This window comes from Streptomyces sp. FIT100, assembly GCF_024584805.1.
Classification (GTDB): Bacteria; Actinomycetota; Actinomycetes; order Streptomycetales; family Streptomycetaceae; genus Streptomyces.
This window is the reverse complement of record NZ_CP075715.1, coordinates 180,430-198,972: the sequence shown is the minus strand read 5'-3', so window position 1 is coordinate 198,972 and position 18,543 is coordinate 180,430. Positions and strand designations below refer to the sequence as shown.

15 protein-coding genes are annotated in these 18,543 nt (G+C 72.2%); 4 read left to right on the top strand and 11 right to left on the bottom strand.

Annotated features, from left to right (window positions below):
- Nucleotides 1–32: 32 nt before the first annotated feature.
- Complete coding sequence (locus KK483_RS00815) at nucleotides 33–983, bottom strand: ABC transporter substrate-binding protein (protein ID WP_262002865.1); 951 nt, start codon at nucleotides 981–983, stop codon at nucleotides 33–35.
- Nucleotides 984–1,110: 127 nt separating this feature from the next.
- Nucleotides 1,111–2,613: an aminotransferase class I/II-fold pyridoxal phosphate-dependent enzyme gene (locus KK483_RS00810; RefSeq protein ID WP_262002863.1), complete on the bottom strand. Its 1,503-nt coding sequence runs from the start codon at nucleotides 2,611–2,613 to the stop codon at nucleotides 1,111–1,113.
- A gap of 72 nt (nucleotides 2,614–2,685) precedes the next feature.
- On the opposite strand from KK483_RS00810, the gene KK483_RS00805 reads away from it, so the two are divergent.
- Nucleotides 2,686–3,660: a LysR family transcriptional regulator gene (locus tag KK483_RS00805; protein WP_262002862.1), complete on the top strand. Its 975-nt coding sequence runs from the start codon at nucleotides 2,686–2,688 to the stop codon at nucleotides 3,658–3,660.
- A 467-nt stretch (nucleotides 3,661–4,127) separates the two neighbouring features.
- On the opposite strand, the gene KK483_RS00800 is transcribed toward KK483_RS00805, so the two are convergent.
- The 3 genes from KK483_RS00800 to KK483_RS00790 all read right to left on the bottom strand — a co-directional run bounded on the left by KK483_RS00800 (nucleotide 4,128) and on the right by KK483_RS00790 (nucleotide 11,385).
- Nucleotides 4,128–6,584: a SpoIIE family protein phosphatase gene (locus KK483_RS00800; protein WP_262009286.1), complete on the bottom strand. Its 2,457-nt coding sequence runs from the start codon at nucleotides 6,582–6,584 to the stop codon at nucleotides 4,128–4,130.
- Between the two features lie 214 nt (nucleotides 6,585–6,798).
- Complete coding sequence (locus KK483_RS00795; RefSeq protein ID WP_262002860.1) at nucleotides 6,799–9,225, bottom strand: SpoIIE family protein phosphatase; 2,427 nt, start codon at nucleotides 9,223–9,225, stop codon at nucleotides 6,799–6,801.
- A gap of 30 nt (nucleotides 9,226–9,255) precedes the next feature.
- Complete coding sequence (locus KK483_RS00790; RefSeq protein WP_262002858.1) at nucleotides 9,256–11,385, bottom strand: SpoIIE family protein phosphatase; 2,130 nt, start codon at nucleotides 11,383–11,385, stop codon at nucleotides 9,256–9,258.
- A 194-nt stretch (nucleotides 11,386–11,579) separates the two neighbouring features.
- Here KK483_RS00790 and KK483_RS00785 point away from each other — a divergent pair, with 194 nt between their 5' ends.
- The 3 genes from KK483_RS00785 to KK483_RS00775 all read left to right on the top strand — a co-directional run bounded on the left by KK483_RS00785 (nucleotide 11,580) and on the right by KK483_RS00775 (nucleotide 14,307).
- Nucleotides 11,580–11,984, top strand: coding sequence for a hypothetical protein (locus KK483_RS00785; RefSeq protein WP_262002856.1), 405 nt, complete (start codon nucleotides 11,580–11,582; stop codon nucleotides 11,982–11,984).
- Between the two features lie 143 nt (nucleotides 11,985–12,127).
- On the top strand, nucleotides 12,128–13,216 hold the full coding sequence (locus KK483_RS00780) for a nitrous oxide reductase family maturation protein NosD (RefSeq protein WP_262002854.1): 1,089 nt from the start codon (nucleotides 12,128–12,130) through the stop codon (nucleotides 13,214–13,216).
- Nucleotides 13,217–13,260: 44 nt separating this feature from the next.
- Nucleotides 13,261–14,307, top strand: coding sequence for a methyltransferase (locus tag KK483_RS00775; RefSeq protein WP_262002852.1), 1,047 nt, complete (start codon nucleotides 13,261–13,263; stop codon nucleotides 14,305–14,307).
- A gap of 110 nt (nucleotides 14,308–14,417) precedes the next feature.
- Here KK483_RS00775 and KK483_RS00770 read toward each other — a convergent pair whose 3' ends face one another.
- From KK483_RS00770 to KK483_RS00745, 6 genes are read right to left on the bottom strand one after another with little or no spacing between them, the layout of a single operon-like run.
- Nucleotides 14,418–14,747 carry a TcmI family type II polyketide cyclase gene (locus KK483_RS00770; RefSeq protein ID WP_242332187.1) on the bottom strand — a complete coding sequence of 110 codons (330 nt, stop codon included), beginning with the start codon at nucleotides 14,745–14,747 and terminating at the stop codon, nucleotides 14,418–14,420.
- Between the two features lie 28 nt (nucleotides 14,748–14,775).
- The gene (locus KK483_RS00765; protein ID WP_262002851.1) at nucleotides 14,776–15,255 is read right to left on the bottom strand and encodes an SRPBCC family protein; all 480 of its coding nucleotides are present in this window, start codon (nucleotides 15,253–15,255) and stop codon (nucleotides 14,776–14,778) included.
- Nucleotide 15,256: 1 nt separating this feature from the next.
- Nucleotides 15,257–15,523, bottom strand: a complete 267-nt coding sequence (locus KK483_RS00760) for an acyl carrier protein (RefSeq protein WP_262002849.1) — start codon at nucleotides 15,521–15,523, stop codon at nucleotides 15,257–15,259.
- A 27-nt stretch (nucleotides 15,524–15,550) separates the two neighbouring features.
- Nucleotides 15,551–16,801 carry a ketosynthase chain-length factor gene (locus tag KK483_RS00755; protein ID WP_262002847.1) on the bottom strand — a complete coding sequence of 417 codons (1,251 nt, stop codon included), beginning with the start codon at nucleotides 16,799–16,801 and terminating at the stop codon, nucleotides 15,551–15,553.
- Nucleotides 16,798–18,066: a beta-ketoacyl synthase gene (locus tag KK483_RS00750; protein ID WP_262002846.1), complete on the bottom strand. Its 1,269-nt coding sequence runs from the start codon at nucleotides 18,064–18,066 to the stop codon at nucleotides 16,798–16,800. Before KK483_RS00750 ends, KK483_RS00755 begins: the two co-directional genes overlap by 4 nt.
- Nucleotides 18,063–18,503 carry a cupin domain-containing protein gene (locus KK483_RS00745; protein WP_262002844.1) on the bottom strand — a complete coding sequence of 147 codons (441 nt, stop codon included), beginning with the start codon at nucleotides 18,501–18,503 and terminating at the stop codon, nucleotides 18,063–18,065. The genes KK483_RS00750 and KK483_RS00745 overlap by 4 nt, the downstream gene beginning before the upstream one ends.
- Nucleotides 18,504–18,543: the final 40 nt, after the last annotated feature.

Below are 18,543 nucleotides of genomic sequence, written 5' to 3'. Positions count from 1 at the left end.
CTTTCAACGGCTCGATGACGTGGTGCGGACTGTCACGGACCGCCGTTGATCTTGGCCTCGGTCACCGCGCCGGCCTGCACGCCCCACTCCGAGATGACCTTCTCGTACTCGCCGTTCTTGATGATCGCGTCAAGGGCGGCCAGCAGGGCGTCGCGCAGCTGGGTGTTGCTCTTGGCGACGGCGATGCCGTACGGGGCCGCCTCGACCTGCTCGCCGACGATCTGGAAGTCCTTGCCGCCGCCCGACGTCTTGGCGGCATAGGCCGCGACCGGGAAGTCGGAGAGGCCCGCGTCGGCACCGCCGGCGCGCAGCCGGGTCTGGGCCTGCTGGTCGTTGTCGAAGGCCTCGATCGTGACCTTGCCCTTCTTGGCCTTCTCGCACTTGGTGTTCTCGGCCTTGGCGATGTCCTCGGAGACCGTGCCGCGCTGCACGACGAGCTTCTTGCCGCACAGGTCGGCCCAGGTCTTGATGCCCTTGTCGTCGCCCTTCTTGGTGTAGATCGAGACGCCGGCGGTGAAGTAGTCGACGAAGTCGACGCCCTCGCCGACCTTCTTGCCGGTCGCGGAGTCGATACCGTTCTGGCGGTCCTTGGTGTCGGTCATGGCCGACATGGCGATGTCGTAGCGCTTCGAGCGCAGACCCGTGAGCAGGGTGTCGAAGGTGCCGTTCTCGAACTTGAACGTCACGCCGAGCTGCTTGCCGAGCGCGTCCGCGAGATCCGGGTCCACACCGACGACCTTGCCGGAGGCGTCCTTGAACTCGACCGGCGGGTAGGCGATGTCCGAACCGACCTTGATGACGCCCTTGTCGCGGATCGCCTGGGGCAGCTTGTCGGCGAGCGGCGCGGCCTGGGCGGCGGGGCTTGCCGAGCCCTTGCCGGAGCCCTCGTTCGTCGTCTGGTCGCCACAGGCGGCGAGGAGGGATATGAGGCCCGTGGCGGCGATGGCGGCCACGGCTCGGCGGGTGGCGAAGCGTCCGGTCATGGTGGATTCTCCATGGGTCGACGGGAGGTGACGGGAGGTGCCAGGAGCTGACGGGAAACGGAGGGAAAATGGCGGAAACTGCGAGGAGTTGACGCGGGTGAGGCGAGGGTAGTGGGTGAACCGCCCGTCAGGGGGCTACCACACGAAATCGTGAGACTTCGGCGTCGACCGCACCCCGCACATGGCCGCTGGGAGCGGCGGCCGTGCGCTGGAGGAAGTCGACCACCTCGGCCGTGACCACCTCGCCCGGGAGCACGTTCGGGATGCCGGGCGGATAGGCGGCCAGGGTGTCCGCCGAGACCATGCCGACGGCCTCCGCCGCGGGCACGACGAGTGCGGGACGCAGGAACGCCTCGCGGGCCGTGAGCCGCGCCTGGCCGGGAGCCGGCAGCCGCAGCGGCGCCGCGACGTCCGGGCCGGGGCCGGTCAGCGGGGCGGGCAGGCGGTGCAGGGCCTCGATGAAGCGGTCCGTGTCGGGAGCGGCGCCCGCGCCCACCACGGCGACGATCGCGGAGTCGGTCGCGACCTCCACCATGATCTGGTGGTCGCGCGACAGCAGCCGGCGGGCCTCGTGACCGGGTATGCCGCCGCTACGGGTGTCGATGGCGATCCGCAGCGGATCGGCCGCCACGATGTCGGGGAACCGTCCGAAGCCGTCGCTGACGATCCGGTACCGGCCGAGCCTCCTGATCACCTGGCGCACCCGGTCCGCCGCCTCGACCGACGCGCCGACGGCCTCCCGCCGCCGCACCAGATGCGAGCGCGCCACATCGAGCGACGCCATCAGCAGCGCGCTCGCGCTCGTCGACTGGACGAGCCGGAACGCACGCTCCACGAGCGGCTCCAGCCGGTCGGCGAACGGGCCGTGGCCGAGGTGGAGCATCGCCGACTGGGTGAGGCTGCCCGCCAGCTTGTGGGTGCTGGAGGTGACCAGGTCGGCGCCCTGCTGGAGCGCCCCCGCCGGCAGGTCGGGGTGGAAGCCGAAGTGCGAGCCCCACGCCTCGTCGACGATCAGCGGTACGCCGGCGGCGTGCGCCACGTCGGCCAGCGCCCGCACGTCGGCGACCGCGCCGAAGTAGCTGGGCGTGACGACGTACGCGGCCGCCGCGTCCGGGTGTGCGGCAAGGGCCGCGGCCAGGTCCTCGGCGGTGACCCCGTGGGCGATGCCCTGGTCCGCGTCGACCGACGGCTGGACGAACGCGGCGTCGAGCCCCGACAGCACGAGTCCGTCGATGACGCTCGAATGGACACTGCGCTGGACCACCAGGGTGCGCCCGAGCGCCGGTGCCACGAGCGAGGCGATCTGGTTGCCCTGCGAGGCGCCGTTGGTGAGGAACCAGGTGCGCCGGGCCCCCCACGCCTCCGCGGCGAGGGCGAGCGCCTCGTGCAGCGGGGCGGAGGTGCCGAGGTCGATGCCCTCGAGCAGGGGCGGGAAGTCGAGGCGCAGCGCCTCGGGCCCCAGCAGGGAGGTGAGCGGTGCGAAGCCGGCGGTGTCCGCCGAGTGTCCGGGGACGTTCAGCCGTACCCAGCTGCGGCTCGCGTGCGCCTGGAGTGCTTCGGCGTACGGGGCGCGGTCCTGGTCGAGGACGGGCGTCGGTCCGGGGGGTGCGGCGATGGTTCTGGTGTTCACCCGGTGAGGTTCGCAGCCCTCGGCCTATCGAGGAATACATGAGTTCCCTGCAACCCTCCATACACTGTCTATATGCTCGACCTTCGTCAGCTGCAGGTGCTGAAGGCCATCGCTCAGGAGGGCTCGCTCGCCGCGGCGGCCCGCGCACTGCACTACACCCAGCCCACGATCACCCACCACCTCGGGGTCCTGGAGTCGCACTTCGACGCCCACCTCGTGCAGCGCGGGCCCCGCGGCGCCGCGCTGACCGAGCTCGGAGCGGCGCTGCTCCCGCACGCGGAGGCCGTGATCGAGCGGCTCCGGCTGGCCGAGCGGGAGGTCCGCGACCTGGCCGAGCGCGGCACGTACACCCTGCATCTGGGTACCTTCCCCACGGCGGGTGCGCTGCTGCTGCCGCCGGCGGTGAAGGCCGTACGCCAGGGCGGGGTGCACGTCTCGCTCACCGAAGGCGAGCTGCCGGCCCTGCTCAAGGGCCTGCGCGCACGCGAACTCCACGCCGCTCTCGTCTTCTCGCAGCCCGGGGACCGCCTCGATCTCGACGACGACTTCGAGCTCCATCCGCTGCTGCACGATCCGCTGCTGCTCGTCATGCCCGAGGACCACCGGTGCGCAGGACTGGACCGCGTACCGCTCGAAGAGCTCCGGAACGACGACTGGATCGGCGCCGCCGACCCGCGCGACCCGTGCGACCGCGTGCTGTCCTGGGCCTGCGCGCAGCACTCCTTCGAGCCGGTGACCGCGCTGCGGACCGACGACTACGCCGTCGTGCAGGGCTTCGTCGCCGCCGGTACGGGCGTGGCGCTCGTCCCGCGCCTCGCGCTCGGCACCCCGCGCGACGACGTCGCCGTACGGCAGCTGACGGGGCCTCCGCTCGCCCGCGAGATCAGCGTGGCGGTGCTCCGCACCACCGCCGCCCGCAGCACCCGGGAGCTGCTGGAGGCGCTCACCCGGCAGGCCGCGCAGATCCGTCGGCGCTGGGGACTCCCCGAGGCCGCAACGGATCCGGACGCGGGCGGCGCAGCGGCCGCCGGCAGCGGCCGGGCCTAGGGAGTGTCTTCACAGTCCCGTCTGCCCGGCGGCGTCTGGCACGCTGCCCCAGAGCTCGCGCCTGGGAGGTGCCCCTGCCCCCCCGTCGCTCTTTGGGCACGGGAGGTGCCCCCACGCCGCGTTGTCGTCGATCGCCTATGTCCCCCGTGGCCTTCGGGCACGGGACGTGCCCCGCGCCGCGTTGTCGTCGGTCGCCGACTCCCCCATGGTTCTTCGGGCACGGGAAGTGCCCCCATCGCATGGACTCCGTCCTCCGCCTTGCGATCGCACGCACCAGACGCCGCCGGGCCCGCCCTTCGGGCGGACGGGACTGTGAAGACACTCCGTAGGCCCTGTCGTTCGGATCTTGCCGGGCTCGGATGTCCTGGCACGCGCAGCTGCCGCGTTGTCGTCGGTCGCCCCCTCCCGCGCCCTTCGGGCACGGGAGGTGCCCCCCGTGACATCAGCCGCTCCGGCCTGATTCGCGCTCACGGACCCTTCGCCAGCCGTTCGCGCGGCGCCAGCGGAAGCTCGGCCCACACCTGCTTGCCGCCGCTCAGCGGCACCGACCCCCAGGACGCCGTCGTCGCCTCGACGATGAGGAGCCCTCGGCCGCCCGTCGCCTCCCAGTTCACCGTGGCCGGCTTGACGGGGGTGCGGGGCGAGCCGTCGTTTACCGCGATCCGTAGCCGGTCCGCGGACAGCGTCAGATCCAGCCGCACCTCTCCCTGCGTGTGCGCGATCGCGTTGGTGACCAGCTCCGAGACGACCAGCAGGGCCACATCGAGCTCCGCCACCACGCCCCACGACCGCAGCGTGCGCGCCGTGAAGCGGCGGGCGTGCAGCACGGCGTTGGGGAGCCGCCACACCGTCCAGTGAGTCCGCATCGGCCGGATGCGCGTGCCGTCGTAGCGCAGCAGGAGCAGCGCCACGTCGTCGTCGCGATGGCTCGCCCCGCTGAGCAGTTCGTCGGCGACCCGCCCGGTCTCGGCGGGATCGGCCGAGCGGAGCACGTCGCGCACCCGGCCCATGCCCTCGTCCACGTGCAGCTGGGCGGACTCGACCAGGCCGTCCGTCATCATGGCGAGCAGGGTGCCGGGGATCAGCCCGGCCTCGGTCATGGGGAACTCGGTGTCGGCGAGCACACCCAGCGGCGGCCCGCCCTCCACGGCCAGTTCCTCGGTGCTGCCGTCGGGATGGCGCACGACGGGCGGCAGGTGACCGGCCCGGACGAACCTGGCGATGCCCTCCTCCATGTCCAGGTCCACGTACAGGCAGGTGGCGAAGAGATCGGTCTCCATGCCGACCAGCAGCAGATTGGCGCGGGCGACCACCACGTCGGGCGGGTGGCCCTCCACGGCGTAGGCCCTGACGGCCGTGCGTATCTGGCCCATGATGCTGGCGGCGGCCGCGCTGTGCCCCTGCACGTCCCCGATGATGAGGGCCACATGGCCGTCGCCGAGCGGGATCACGTCGTACCAGTCGCCGCCCACGGCGAGCCCCACCGTCGCCGGCAGATAGCGGGCCACGGCCTCCCCTCCGGGCAGCTCCGGGAGCTTGCGGGGCAGCAGGCTGCGCTGGAGCATCCGCGCCAGCTCGTGGCCGGCGTTCAGCGCGTGGGCACGCGTCAGCGCCTGCCCCACCAGACCCGCGGTCGCGGTCAGCAGCGAGCGCTCCTCGGGCCCGAACCGGTGCTCCTCGTCCCATCCGACCAGGCACACGCCGACCATCCGGCCCTCGGCCGGCAGCGGCAGCACCGCGAGACCGCCGGGCCCGATGCCCGCGAGGCCGGGTTCGAGCTCCGCGCCCGGGGGCCACAGGCTCACATGGCCCTCCCGCAGCGCGCCCTGGAGCGTCGGCAGGTCGTGGGTCGACGCGTCCGGCCATTCCGAGCGCCATTCGGACCGCCACACGCCCGGCCAGGCGTCCGGCTCCGGCGGGTCCAGGATGGTGACCACGAGCCGGTCGGACTCCAGCTCGGCGACCGCGACCCGGCTCGCCTTGAGCGGCTCGCGCAGCGAAGCGGCCACCACCTGGCTGACGTCCCGGATGGTGCTCGCACCCGCCAGCTTCGCCGACAGCCGCTGCACCGCGGAGACTTCGTCGGCGCTGGGGCGCAGATACGCGGCGTCCGCGACCACGCCGAGGACCCGCGCGGGGGTGCCGCCGGAGTCCGTCTCGACCCGGCACCGCAGGCCCAGCCAGCGCAGCTCGCCGTTGGGCCGGCGGATCCGGAACGCCATCTGCTGCGTGGTGGCGGACTCCCGGTTGGGCTCCACGACGGCCATCAGGGCGGGGATGTCGTCGGGTGCGGCACAGGCCAGCAGCGTCTCCACCCGCCCGTCGAACTGCTCGGGCGGGATGCCGAGCAGCCCCAGCACATGGGCGTGCGCCTCCATGCTGCCGGTGCCCAGTTCGAGGATGAACGCGCCGCCCTGGTGCGGCATCAGCGTCCGCCCGAGCGGCGGCCGGGCCGTCGTGGTCGTCGTCCGCCCCGCGACGCGTGCGGCGACCGACTCCAGGCCCGCGGCCACCTGGTCCGCGTACAGCTCCAGCAGGGCCCGCCGGTCGGCGTTGAAGCCGTCCGGGACCTCGCCGGCGACGATCAGGCAGCCCCGCTCCTTGGCGCCGTGCTGCAAGGGCAGTGCGCCCACCGAGATCTTGGCCGGGGAACGGCCGGCGCCCCGCTTTATCTGCCCGGTGAAGTGGTGGGGATCGCTCTCGACGTACGCCGCGAGCTCCTCGGGGTTGAGCCATAGGGGGGTGCCGGAGCGGAATGCCTCGGCGGCGGGGGAGTGGCTTGCCACCGCGAGGATCGCGGGCAGCCCGTACAGCACGCTGCGGTCGCCGGTGATCTCGGTCAGATGCAGTTCCTCGCCGTCCCTGGCGAGTACGTAGACAGCGGCCAGCTCAGCCCCGCAGAACGCAAAGCTGTCCCTGGTCACCGTGCGTATCGCCTCCCTGCGCGGACTGTCGTCGTCCACTTCCCTGCCTCCATGCTGTCGCGCCCCGTGCGGTGGGGGCGAGTCGGGAAGGGGCGGTGACGACCCCTGCGGGGAATGTGCAGAACGCGTGCAGACCCTACTGCGGGGCCGCCGGCTCCGGCCATGGCCGCGCACAGGGTTCCGTACGGCCCGGACCGGTGCCCGGCACGGGCCGTCACGGTCCCGGCGGTGTGGGGGACAGCGCTTGTTCGGTCCATATGGTCTTGCCGCCGCGGGTGTACCGGGTGCCCCAGCGCTCGGTGAGCTGGGCCACCAGGAACAGGCCGCGGCCGCCCTCGTCGGTGGTGAGCGCCCGGCGCAGATGCGGCGCGGTGCTGCCGCTGTCGGAGACCTCGCAGATGAGGTGGCTGTCGCGGATGAGCCGCAGGGCGATCGGCCCTCCGCCGTACCGGTAGGCGTTGGTGACCAGCTCGCTCACGACCAGCTCGGTGGTGAACGCGATCTCCTCCAGCCCCCACCGCGCCAGCTGGGCCGCCGTCAGCGCCCGGGCCCGGCCCGCCGCGGTGGCGTCCGCGGGCAGCTCCCAGGCCGCCACCTTGTCGGCGGCGAGGACACGGGTACGGGCGACGAGCAGCGCCACGTCGTCGGCCGGCCGGCCGTGCAGCAGCGCGCCCTCCACCGCCGCGCAGGTCTCCTCGGCCGAACGGGCGGGGCCCGTCAGCGCCTGGCACAGGTGGGCGAGGCTCTCGTCGACGTCCTCGTACCCGGCCTGGAGCAGGCCGTCGGTGTACAGGGCCAGCAGGCTGCCCTCGGCCAGCTTCGTCTCGGCGGCCTCGAACGGGAGCCCGCCCAGACCCAGCGGGGGACCCGGCGGTACGTCGAGGAGCTGCACCTGTCCGTCCGGGGAGACCACCGCGGGCGGCGGATGCCCTGCGCGGGCCAGCGCGCAGTGCTGCGAGACCGGGTCGTAGACGGCGTACAGACAGGTCGCGCCGGTCACCTGGGCGTGGTCCCCGCCGGCCGGCTCCTGCTCGGCCGTGAGCCGGTCCACGAGATCGTCGAGATGCGAGAGGACCTCGTCGGGGGTGAGATCGAGATTGGCCAGCGTATGCACGGCGGTCCGCAGCCGGCCCATCGTGGCCGCCGCGTGGATGCCGTGGCCGACCACGTCGCCGACGACGAGGGCGACCCGCAGCCCGGAGAGCGGGATCACGTCGAACCAGTCGCCGCCGACACCGGTCGTCACGTCCGCCGGCAGGTAGCGGTGCGCCACCTCGACCGCGGGATGCCTGGGCATCTCGCGCGGCAGCAGGCTGTGCTGGAGCGTGAGCGCCGCTTCCTGCTGCTGCGTGTAGCGGCGCGCGTTGTCGATGCAGATCGCGGCACGGGACGCGAACTCCTCGGCGAGCGTGAGGTCGTCCTCCTCGAACGGCTCGCGCCGCCGCCACCGGTAGAGACTGAGCAGGCCCAGGACGAGCCCGCGGGCTATCAGCGGCACCACCATCAGCGAGGGCACGCCCAGGGCGAAGATGCGCTCGGCCCGCTCCGGGTCCCGGGCGAGCCAGCCGCTCAGCCCGTCCTTGCGTACGTCGAGGACCGGGCGCCGCTCGGCCAGGCACCGGGCGTGCAGACTCTCCGGCGGCACCTCGATCGTCAGGCCCACCGGATACATCAGCTCGAGTGTGTCCGGCACGGTGCTCAGGACAGCTGCCCGCCGCACGATGCCGAGCGTCTCCCTGGTGGGCTCCTCGCCGCGCGCCACCGGCTCCAGCAGGTCGACGGAGACGGCGTCGGCCAGGCCGGGGACCGCCACCTCGCTCAACTCGCGTGCCGTCGTCGACACGTCGAGGGTCGTCCCGATACGCGTGCTGGCTTCGTTGAGCAGGGCGAGCCGGCGGCGGGCCCGGTAGCGGTCGGTCACGTCCTCGGTCGTCTGCGCCACCCCGAGCACCCGCCCCGCCGCGTCCTGGATCCGGAACGACGACACCGACACGACCAGCTCATGGGCGGGGTCCCGGCGCAGACCGCAGGGCTGCTCGGCGAGGGTCGAGGAGCGGCCCGACTCCAGCACCTCCCGCAGCTGCTGGTCCGCCGCGTCGGCGTCCTTGCTCACGACGAAGTCCCCGATGCGCAGCCCGCGGTGCTCCTCGGCGGGGATCTGGCTGAACCGGGCTATCGCCCGGTTCACGCGCAGGATCGTCAGGTCGGGCGCGAAGACGGAAAGCCCGACCGGGGAGCGCCGGAACAGCCCGTCCAGGAGCGAGCGGTCCGTCTCCCACTGGGCGATCTCGTCGGCGGGCGCGGCGACGAGAAACCACTCGCGCCGTGCCGCGCCGCGCACCAGGGGCCGCGCCCGGCACCCCAGGTCGACCCGGTGCCCGTCGCGGTGGCGCGCGGTCAGGTTCCCGAACCAGCCGCCGGCGCGTGCGCAGACCGCCAGCGCATGTGCGACGGCGTCCCGTTCGAGAGGGCCGGCCAGCAGCCCGGCGGCGGGGGTGCCGAGCACCTCGTCCGGCCGGTGGCCGAGCAGCGCCTCGGCCCGCCGACTCCAGCCGACGATCCGCCCGCGGTCGTCCAGCACCGCCGCGGCCGCCCGCTCCGCCGCGAACGGGTCGTGCGGGGCCTCACCGAACGTACTCACCGGTGTCTCCCTCTCCTCCGCCGTTCGCTGTCACAGTGGCCGCGCGTTCCGGGTGGGACTGTGCGGGGGGCGCCGGCCGGAGCCCCGGCCCGCCGGCCGGCGGCGGGGCAGCGCCCTGGCGATGAGCACGGCCACGTCGTCCTCGGCCGACGAGGGCAGCAGCCGGCCGATGACGCGGTCGCAGACCTCCTCCAGGGACCTGCCGGGGTGGCGCAGCGCCCGGGCGAGCAGGCCCATTCCCTGGTCGATGTCCCGCTCGCGGGTCTCGATGAGTCCGTCCGTGTACAGCACCAGCAGACTCTCCGGGGGCAGCGGGGTCTGCTCCACGCGGAAGTGCCGGCCGCCCGCGCCGAGGGGCGTGCCCGCGGGGCCGTCGACGAACGTGACCGTCCCGTCGGCGCCGACGAGCGCCGGGGGCGGATGGCCGGCCCTGGCGATCAGACAGCGGCCGGCGGCCGGATCGTGCACGGCGTAGACGCAGGTGGCCATCTCGTTCTCGCCCAGGTCCGCGACGGCGGCGTCCAGGGCGCTCAGCATCCGGTCCGGCGGAAGGTCCTGCCCGGCGAGCGTGCGCACCGCCGTGCGCAGTTGCCCCATGGTGGCCGCGGCACGGATGCCGTGGCCCATGACGTCGCCGATGACCAGCCCGGTCCTGCCGCCGGGGAGGGGGATGACGTCGAACCAGTCGCCGCCGACCTCATGGGCGCTGGCCGGCAGGTAGCGCCCCATGAGCTCAAGCCCGGCCACGTCGGGCAGCGGTTTGAGGGTGAGGCTGCGCTGGAGGGCGAGCGCCGCCTCGCGCTGGCCGGTGTACATCCGCGCGTTGTCGATGTTCAGCGCCGCCCGGCCCACCAGCTCGTCGATGAGGACGCAGTCCTGCTCGTCGAAGGGCTCCCGGCCGCGGATGCGCGAGACGACGACGGCGCCGAGCGCCCTGCCGCGGGCTACCAGCGGCACCAGCCGTGCCGAGCCCACCTCGGTGCTGAGGTACGTACGCAGCCGCTCGGCGCCCGGGGCGGTGATGAGCGCCGGGACGTCGGCCAGGGTGAGGTTCATGGGCCTGCCCTCGACGACGACGTGCTCGTACACCGAGCCGACCGGGATCTGCGCGGTCATGCCCACCGCCAGACCGGCCGTGGGGGCGGACGGATCGGGAAACCGCGCAGCCATGCGCCGCACCACCCCATGGGCGGAGACCGCGGCCCCGTCGGGGCCGAGCACGTCCTCCAGCATCAGGACGTCGGCCATGTCGGCCAGCCGGGGAACCAGCACCTCCACCACCTCTTCGGCGGTCTGCCGCAGGTCCAGTGTCGTCCCGATACGGGTACCGGCCTCGGCCAGCAGGGCGAACCGCTGCCGCGCCCGCTCGGCCTGGAGCTGCGCCTGCTGGCCGTCGGTGATGTCGATCAGCGAGGCGATCAACCCCAGGCTGCCGCCGCCCCCGTCGAGCAGCGGGGCGTAGGAGCAGGACCAGACCCGGTCACGGTCCGGATCCGCCGGGGTACGGCCGGTGCCGCGCACGTCGACCACCGCGCGGCCGTCGTCCAGCACCTTCTGCATCACCCGCTCCAGGGCGACGGCGTTGACACCCGGCACGAGCTCGGTGGGGCGCCTGCCCAGATGCCGGGCGGCGGAGACACCGTTCATCCGCGCCAGGGCGTCGTTGACCCGCGCATAGCGCAGATCGCGGCCGAGGATCGCGAGGCCGATGGGGGACTGCCGGAACAGTCCCTCCAGCGCCGCCAGGGAGTCCCTCATGCGCAGCACGGCGGAGGTCTCCACGGCGATGACCAGGATCCCCGTCTCGCCGTGCGGGTCGGCGGTGGGGCAGATCCACATCTCCATCGGCACGAGGTGCCCGTCGCGGTGGCGGGCCGGCAGGGTCCCCATCACCGCCTCGCCCGCCTGGACCCGCCGCTCCAGATCGTCGGCGAGCTCCCAGTTGGCCTCGGGGACGAGCAGCGGGGTCGCGCAGCGCCCGACGACCTGCTCCGGCAGATAGCCGAGCAGGTCCTGGGCGGCGAGCGACCACTCGACGATGCGCCCCTCGGCGTCGGCCCGCCACAGTGCGATGGGGAGCAGCTCACTGAGCACACCCGCGTACCCGACCGCCGACACGGGCGGAGCGGGCACACCGCTCGTCGACTCGTGTATGTCCAATGCAAACGACCTAACCCCGGGGGCATGGGGCGCTGCGCCTGTTCTCCACCGTAGATATTGAGAGCGTTTCCTATGAAATAACCCTATCCGAGGAGAAGCCATTGGGGCCGTCCGGGTGGCGGTGGGCGCTGCCCGCAACCGGACGCCTCCACGCAGGACTCCTGGCTGTCACAGACACCACCGAGGAGGACCTCATGGCTGTTGATCCCTACCGTTTTCCCGGAGCCGACACCTTCGGCCGGGTCGGTGACACGGGCGTCATCCAGGCGGACGACTTCCACGCGGACGGCTTCTGCACGGAAGGCTTCCACGCGGACGGCTTCCGTGCGGAAGATCTCCGCGGTGACGACTTCGGCGCCGGGGACCTCCGTACGGACGACTTCCCCTCGGGTGACTTCCTGCTGCCCGCCCCGGACCCGGACGCGCGCCTGTCGGTCGCGCTGAGCGCGTCGGACCGGCGGCGCCTGGAACTGCACGCCGCCCTGACCACCGCCGGCATCGCGCCGCTGCCGGGTGATCTCGCCGCCATCGACGCGCTCTGCCTGCTCGACGACACGACGAACGCGACCGTCCAGCGCTGGATCACCGGCACGCCGTGACCGGACCCCGCTGTGACCGGACCGCGCCGTGACCGGGCTCGGGGAGCCGTCGGGGGAGGGGAGCCGCGGGTCGTCCACGACACGCGGTTCCCCTTTGCGCCTGGTTTGTGGCGATTCGTCAGCATCGGTCATACCTTCAGTTCATGACGAAACGACAGATCAACTACCTCGGTTGCGTCGGTCTCCTGGTGGCCTCCGGTATCGGAGCGGTCGCCCCTTCTTCCGTGGCCGCCGCCCCTTCCCATGCCGCGGCCGTGCACCGCGTACTCCCCGGACAGTCGATCCAGGCCGCGATCAACGCCGCGAGACCCGGTGACGTCATCGACATCGCACGGGGCACGTACCGCGAGAGCGTGACGATCACGACCTCCGGTCTGACCCTGCGCGGGGCGGGTGACAGGACCGTCATCACCCCGGCCGCCGGCGTCAGCAAGGACGCATGCGCCAGGGCCGGCAACGGCATCTGCGTGCTCGGCAAGGACGCGCGGCCCCTGCGGGACGTACGGATCCGTTCGCTGAAGGTGACGTCGTTCAAGAAGAACGGCATCTGGGCCTCACGCACCGACCTGCTGCGCGTCTCGGGCGTGACGGTCGAGATGAACGGCAACTGGGGCATCGCCGTGGAGCGCTCCGTGCGGGGCGTGTTCCAGGGCAATGTCGCCCGGGCCAACGCGGAGTCCGGCATCTTCCTGTCGAACACCACCGACACGGAGGCCGGTGCCCTGGACGCCAGGCGCACCCTTGTCTCCGGCAACCACCTGGCGGGGAACCGGATCGGCCTCACCATCCGGCGGTTGCGCGACGTCGTCGTGGAGGGCAACCGGATCAGCGGCAACTGCGCCGGCGTCTTCCTCGTCGGCGACGAGGGCCGTCCGCGCGCCGGCGCTCTGCTCGTACGGTTCAACGAGGTCGGTCAGAACAACAAGTTCTGCCCGAAGACGAAGCGGCTGCCGGCGATCCAGGGTGCGGGCGTCGTCCTCACCGGCGTCGAGAAGACGACCGTCGACCGCAACGTGATCTGGGGGCACAGGGCGTCGAAGCCCGCGTCCCCGTTCTCCGGCGGGGTCGTGCTCTTCAAGAGCATCGTGGGCTCCCCGAGCAGCGACAACACCATCCGGGACAACGTGCTGGTGGGCAACTCCACGCCCGACATCGCCAACCGGGACACCGGCCAGGGCAACTCGTTCGGCGGCAACTTCTGCCGCAAGTCCGAGCCTGCGGGCATCTGCTGACAGGCCGTTCGCGCCCGTCGCCCCTTCATGAGAAACGAGACGGTATGACGACCGTGAACACCACCACTGCGCAGGAGGCCGGCACCCCGTCCTCCATGCGGCTGCGCGAGCTCGTCTTCGGCGCGGCCTGCGCCGCCGCCGTGCGCGCCGCCGCAAGACTCGGGGTCGCCGACGCGCTGGGGGACTCCCCCGCCACCGCGGAGGAACTGGCGGCCTCGGTGCGGACCGACCCGCGGGCGCTGCGGCGGCTGCTGCGCGCCCTGTCCTGCTACGAGATCTTCGAAGAGACCGCCGACGGGCGGTTCGCCCACACCGACATGTCCCGCATGCTGCGCGAGAACGACCCGCACAGCCTGAAGTACATCTCCCTGTGGTGCACCGAGCCCTGGACCTGGGACGCCTGGCCGCTCCTCGACGAGGCGGTGCGCTCCGGCAGCAGCGTCTTCGACCGGCTGTACGGAAAGGGGTTCTTCGACCACCTGCACGAGGACGCCCACGAGTCGGCGCACGTCTTCAACCAGGCCATGACCACCTCCAGCATGCAGTCGGCCCGGGACGTCGCGGAACTCCTCGACCTCACCGGCGTATCGACGGTCGCGGACATCGGCGGCGGCCAGGGGCACGTCCTGGCAAGCCTGCTGGAGAAGCACCCCCATCTGCGCGGAACCCTGCTGGACCTGCCGCGCGTGGTGGCGAACGCCGACCCCAGGCTGCGCGGCGGCGGCCCGCTCGCCGAGCGCACCACCGTCCTCCCCGGCGACTGCCGGGAGGCCATCCCCGTCGACGTCGACCTCTACATCATCAAGAACATCCTGGAGTGGGACGACGAGAGCACCCGCAGGACCCTGCGGAACGTCATCGGCGCGGCCCGTCCGGGGGCCAGGGTGGTGGTCATCGAGAACCTCGTCGACGACACCCCTTCGATGAAGTTCACCACCGCCATGGACCTGCTGCTGCTCCTCAACGTCGGAGGCGCCAAGCACACCAAGGAGAGCATGATCAGCAGGATGGCGGACGCCGGTCTCATCGTCGGCGACGTCCGTCCCGTGAACGCGTACCTCCACGCGTTCGAGAGCATCACCCCCGCCTGAAACCCCTGAAACCCCCGAAACCCCCTGAACCCCCGCCTTGCGGCGGGGGCGTTCTTCCCCTCGCCGGCTCCGCGTTTCCCGCGCGGGGCCGGCGACTCGTTGCGGGGACCCTAAGCGCCGCTCTCCCAGCGGTAGAACTCGAGGGCCATGGCGTCCTTCGGGCTCCGCCACGTCGCCGGGTCGTACGCGCTCACGTACGCGGAGAGCTTGTCGCTGACGTCCCGGAACGCCGGGTGGTCCGCCACCTTGGCGACGGCGGGTCCCGGCGGCCGGTCCGCCTCGATCAGATGCATGTACACATCGCCGAACTGGAACAGGGTGCGCCGGGTCACCCCGACGAGACCCGGCAGTTCACCCCGGTCCGAGTCCTCGAACACCTTCGCGATGTCCGGGGCCGAGCCCGGTGCCATGCGGGCGACGATCAGAGCCTGGTGGTGCATCGGGGGGAATCCCTTCGCTCGGTGCGGGTCAGTCGGTGGCGACCGAGACGGACGCGCGCTCGCGGGCGCGCTGCTCGATCTTGTCCCTGATCAGCTGCATCTGGACCTTGGAGTTCCTGTTGATGTTGTCGGTCATCCAGTCGTCGTCGACCGGGGCGTCCGGCTTCATCGCGAAGTCCTGCGTCCAGTGCATGAGGACACCCTGCGGGGTCTGCTTGTACTCCCAGCGGATGTCCATGTGCTGGAAGGGACCGGTCTCGACGCGGCGGGCGCGCACGGTGAGCGCCTTGCGGTCGGTGGTGCGCTCCGACACCCAGCTCCACACCGTGCCGTTCTCGTCGGGGTGCATGGTGAGGCGGAACGTCGTCCTGCTGTTCTCGCGCTCCAGGATCTCCACGGAGGCGTACTCGCTGAACAGCTGCGGCCAGTTCTCGATGTCGTTGGTCATGTCCCAGACGAGGTCGAGAGGGGCGTCGATGGTGATCTTGTTTTCGGTGTGCCCGGACACTTCAGGCTCCTGCCATGAGGGAGTTGTTGACGAGGTCGAGGAATTCGCGCGGGGTCTTGCAGCGGTCGGCGTCGGCGGGCAGCGCCCGGCCGTACCGGTTCTCCAGTTCGCCCACGATGCCCAGCAGGCCGAGCGAGTCGAGGCCGTACTCGTCGAACCGGGCCTCGGGCCGGCTGCCCATCTCCTGCGGGTCGACGGTGATACCGGCGCCCTTCTTCATCAGGGCTGCCAGCTCTTCGACGGTCAGTTTGGTGATTTGCGTGGTCATGAGGGAGTTCCTCCTTCTCGCACGTTCTCAACAGGGGGCGTCGGCGCCGTGCCGCAGCACGAGCGCCGCGTTCGAGCCCATCAGTCCCCGGCTCAGCACCAGGGCCGTACGCAGCTCGGCGGGGCGGGCCCGGCCGGTCACGACCTCAAGGTCGTGGCAGACGTCGGACACATGGGGCGTGGGCGGCACGAGACCGTCCTGCAGGGCGAGCACCGCGGCGGCCGTGTCGAGGAGCGGCGCTCCGCAGTACGCCCGGCCGGTGCCGGTCTTGGGGGCCGTCACCGGCACCCGCTTGCAGTGCGGACCCAGGGCGTCGGCGATGGCCAGCGCCTCGGCCCGGTCCGCCTCCGGGATGCCGAGCGCGTCCGCGAAGACGACGTCGACCTCCTCGGGGGCGCAGCCGGCCTCGGCCAGAGCACCGCGGATCGCATGGGCCAGCCCCTCGCGGGACTGCTCCCACCGGGAGGCCCCGGTGAACGTCGCGGCGTGCCCGGCCACGTAGGCCCGCACCGGGACACCGCGGCGCAGGGCCGCGGCCTCGTCCTCGACGACCAGCATCGCGCCGCCCTCCGCGGGGACGAATCCGCAGGCGTCCGAGGTGAACGGCCGGTAGGCGCGCTCCGGTTCGTCGATGGTGCTGAGTTCCCGGTAGCCGAGCTGGCAGACGAGCGAGTACGGCGCGAGCGGCGCCTCGGCTGCGCCGATGACGACGGCGTCGGTGCCCCGGCCGATGACCCGGCCGGCGTGCGCCAGCGCGTCCAGACCGCCCGCCTCGTCACTGGCCACGACACCGCACGGGCCCTTGAACCCGCCGCGGATCGAGATCTGGCCGGTGCTCGCCGCGTAGAACCAGGCGATGGACTGATACGGGCCCACATAGCGCGAGCCCTGCCCCCACAGCCGCTGCAGCTCGCGCTGGCCGAACTCGCCACCGCCCGAACCCGCCGCCGTGACCACTCCCACCGCGAACGGTGAATCGCCGAATTCGCCGGGTGCTATCCCCGCGTCGACCAGCGCCATGTCGGCCGCGGCCATCGCGAAGTGCGTGAACCGGTCGGTCTGGACGAGGTAACGCTCCTCGACCAGGGCCTGGGGGTCGAAGCCCCGGACCTCGCCGGCGACACGGACCGGCATGTGGTCGCAGCCTTCTCGGGTGATGTGGCCGAGGACGCTCGCGCCCTCGCGCGTGGACTTCCAGAAGGCATCGGTGCCGATCCCGTTGGGGGCGACGACGCCGATTCCGGTGACGACCGGACGCCGGTCCTGCCGAGGACTCATGGTGTCCTCCCTCCTGGCCGGGTCAGGACCACGGCGGACTGGAATCCGCCGAATCCGCTGCCGACCGAGAGCACGTTGCGCAGCTTGAGGGCGCGCGCCGTGCGTGGCACGTAGTCGAGGTCGCACTCGGGGTCGGGGGTCTCGTAGTTCGCCGTGGGCGGCACCACCTGGTGGGCGAGTGCCAGCACACAGGCGACGACCTCGATCGCCCCGATGGCGCCGAGCGAGTGACCCACCATGGACTTGATGGAACTCATCGGCACCTCGTACGCGTGCGAACCGAGCGACTCCTTCACCGCCGCGGTCTCGTGGCGGTCGTTCTGCTGGGTGCCCGAGCCGTGCGCGTTGACGTAGTCGATGTCCGACCCGTCGACGCCGGCATGGTCGAGCGCGCTGTTGATCGCGCGGGCCATCTCCAGGCCCTCACGGGTGAGACCGGTCATGTGGTACGCGTTCCCGAAGGTCGCGTAGCCGCCGATCTCGCAGTACACGGTGGCCCCGCGGGCGCGGGCGTGTTCCAGCTCCTCCAGCACGAGGACGGCTCCGCCCTCGCCCATCACGAACCCGTCCCGGTTCGCGTCGAAGGGGCGGGAGGCGTGGGCGGGGTCGTCGTTGTTCGGCGACGTCGCCTTGATCGCGTCGAAGCAGGCCACCGTGATCGGTGATATCGGGGAGTCCGACGCACCGGCGATGCAGACGTCGACCCGGCCCTCCTCTATCGCGTGGAAGGCGTACCCGATGGCGTCAAGACCCGAGGTGCAGCCCGTCGAGACGGTCTGCACCGGGCCGTGGGCACCGGTCTGCTCGGCGACCTCGGAGGCGAGGGCGCTGGGCGAGAAGGCCCGGTGCAGATGCGGCTCCGCCTCGCTGGGATCCACGTCCCAGCGCCGGCCCGAACTGCTGACCTTGACGTAGTCGTGCTCCAGCCGGGTGGTGCCGCCGACCGCGGTGCCCAGGGACACCCCGATCCGCCAGGGGTCCTCCTGCTCCGGGTCGAGCCCCGCGTCCCGCAGCGCCTCCCGTGCGGCGACCATGGCGAACTGCACGTACCGGTCGGCGCGCTGGATCTCCTCGGAGCCGAGGCCGTGGGCGGCCGGATCGAAGTCGCACTCGGCGGCGATGCGCGAGCGGAACCCCGTCGGATCGAAGAGGGTGATGCCGCGTGTGGCCGTGCGGCCGCTGGACAGGAGGTCCCAGAACGCCGGTATGCCCACACCCCCCGGCGCCACTATGCCGACTCCGGTGACCGCTACCCGCCGGGTCATGAACGCGTCCCTGTCCGTTCGGGCGGCCGGCGTTCGCCGGCGGCCTCCTCGGCGGGGGTCTCCTCGGTGTCGACGTGGCCGAGCTCCGGGCGCGGTGCCAGCGGGCCGAGGTGGAAGACCATCCGGGCCTCCGTGCTGCCCACGTTGCGGAACCGGTGCCGTACGTACGGCGGGATCAGCAGGCCCTGGTCCGGCCGGATCGCGAACGTCTCGTCGTCCAGGTCCACTTCGAGCGCGCCGCTGACGACGTACACGAACTCCTCGGAGTACGGGTGGTAGTGCTCACCGATGCGGTCGCCGGGCTCCACGATCGCCAGGCCCATGAAGCCGCTCGTGGCGCCCACGGAGGTGGGCGTGAGCATGGCGCGCAGATCGCCTCCGCGCCTGCGGTTGGGCTGGGTCTCGCTGAGGTCGACGATGCGATGAGGTGTGGTCATGACTGGTTCCTCCACATGGCCTTGTGGCGTGGTGCCGGCG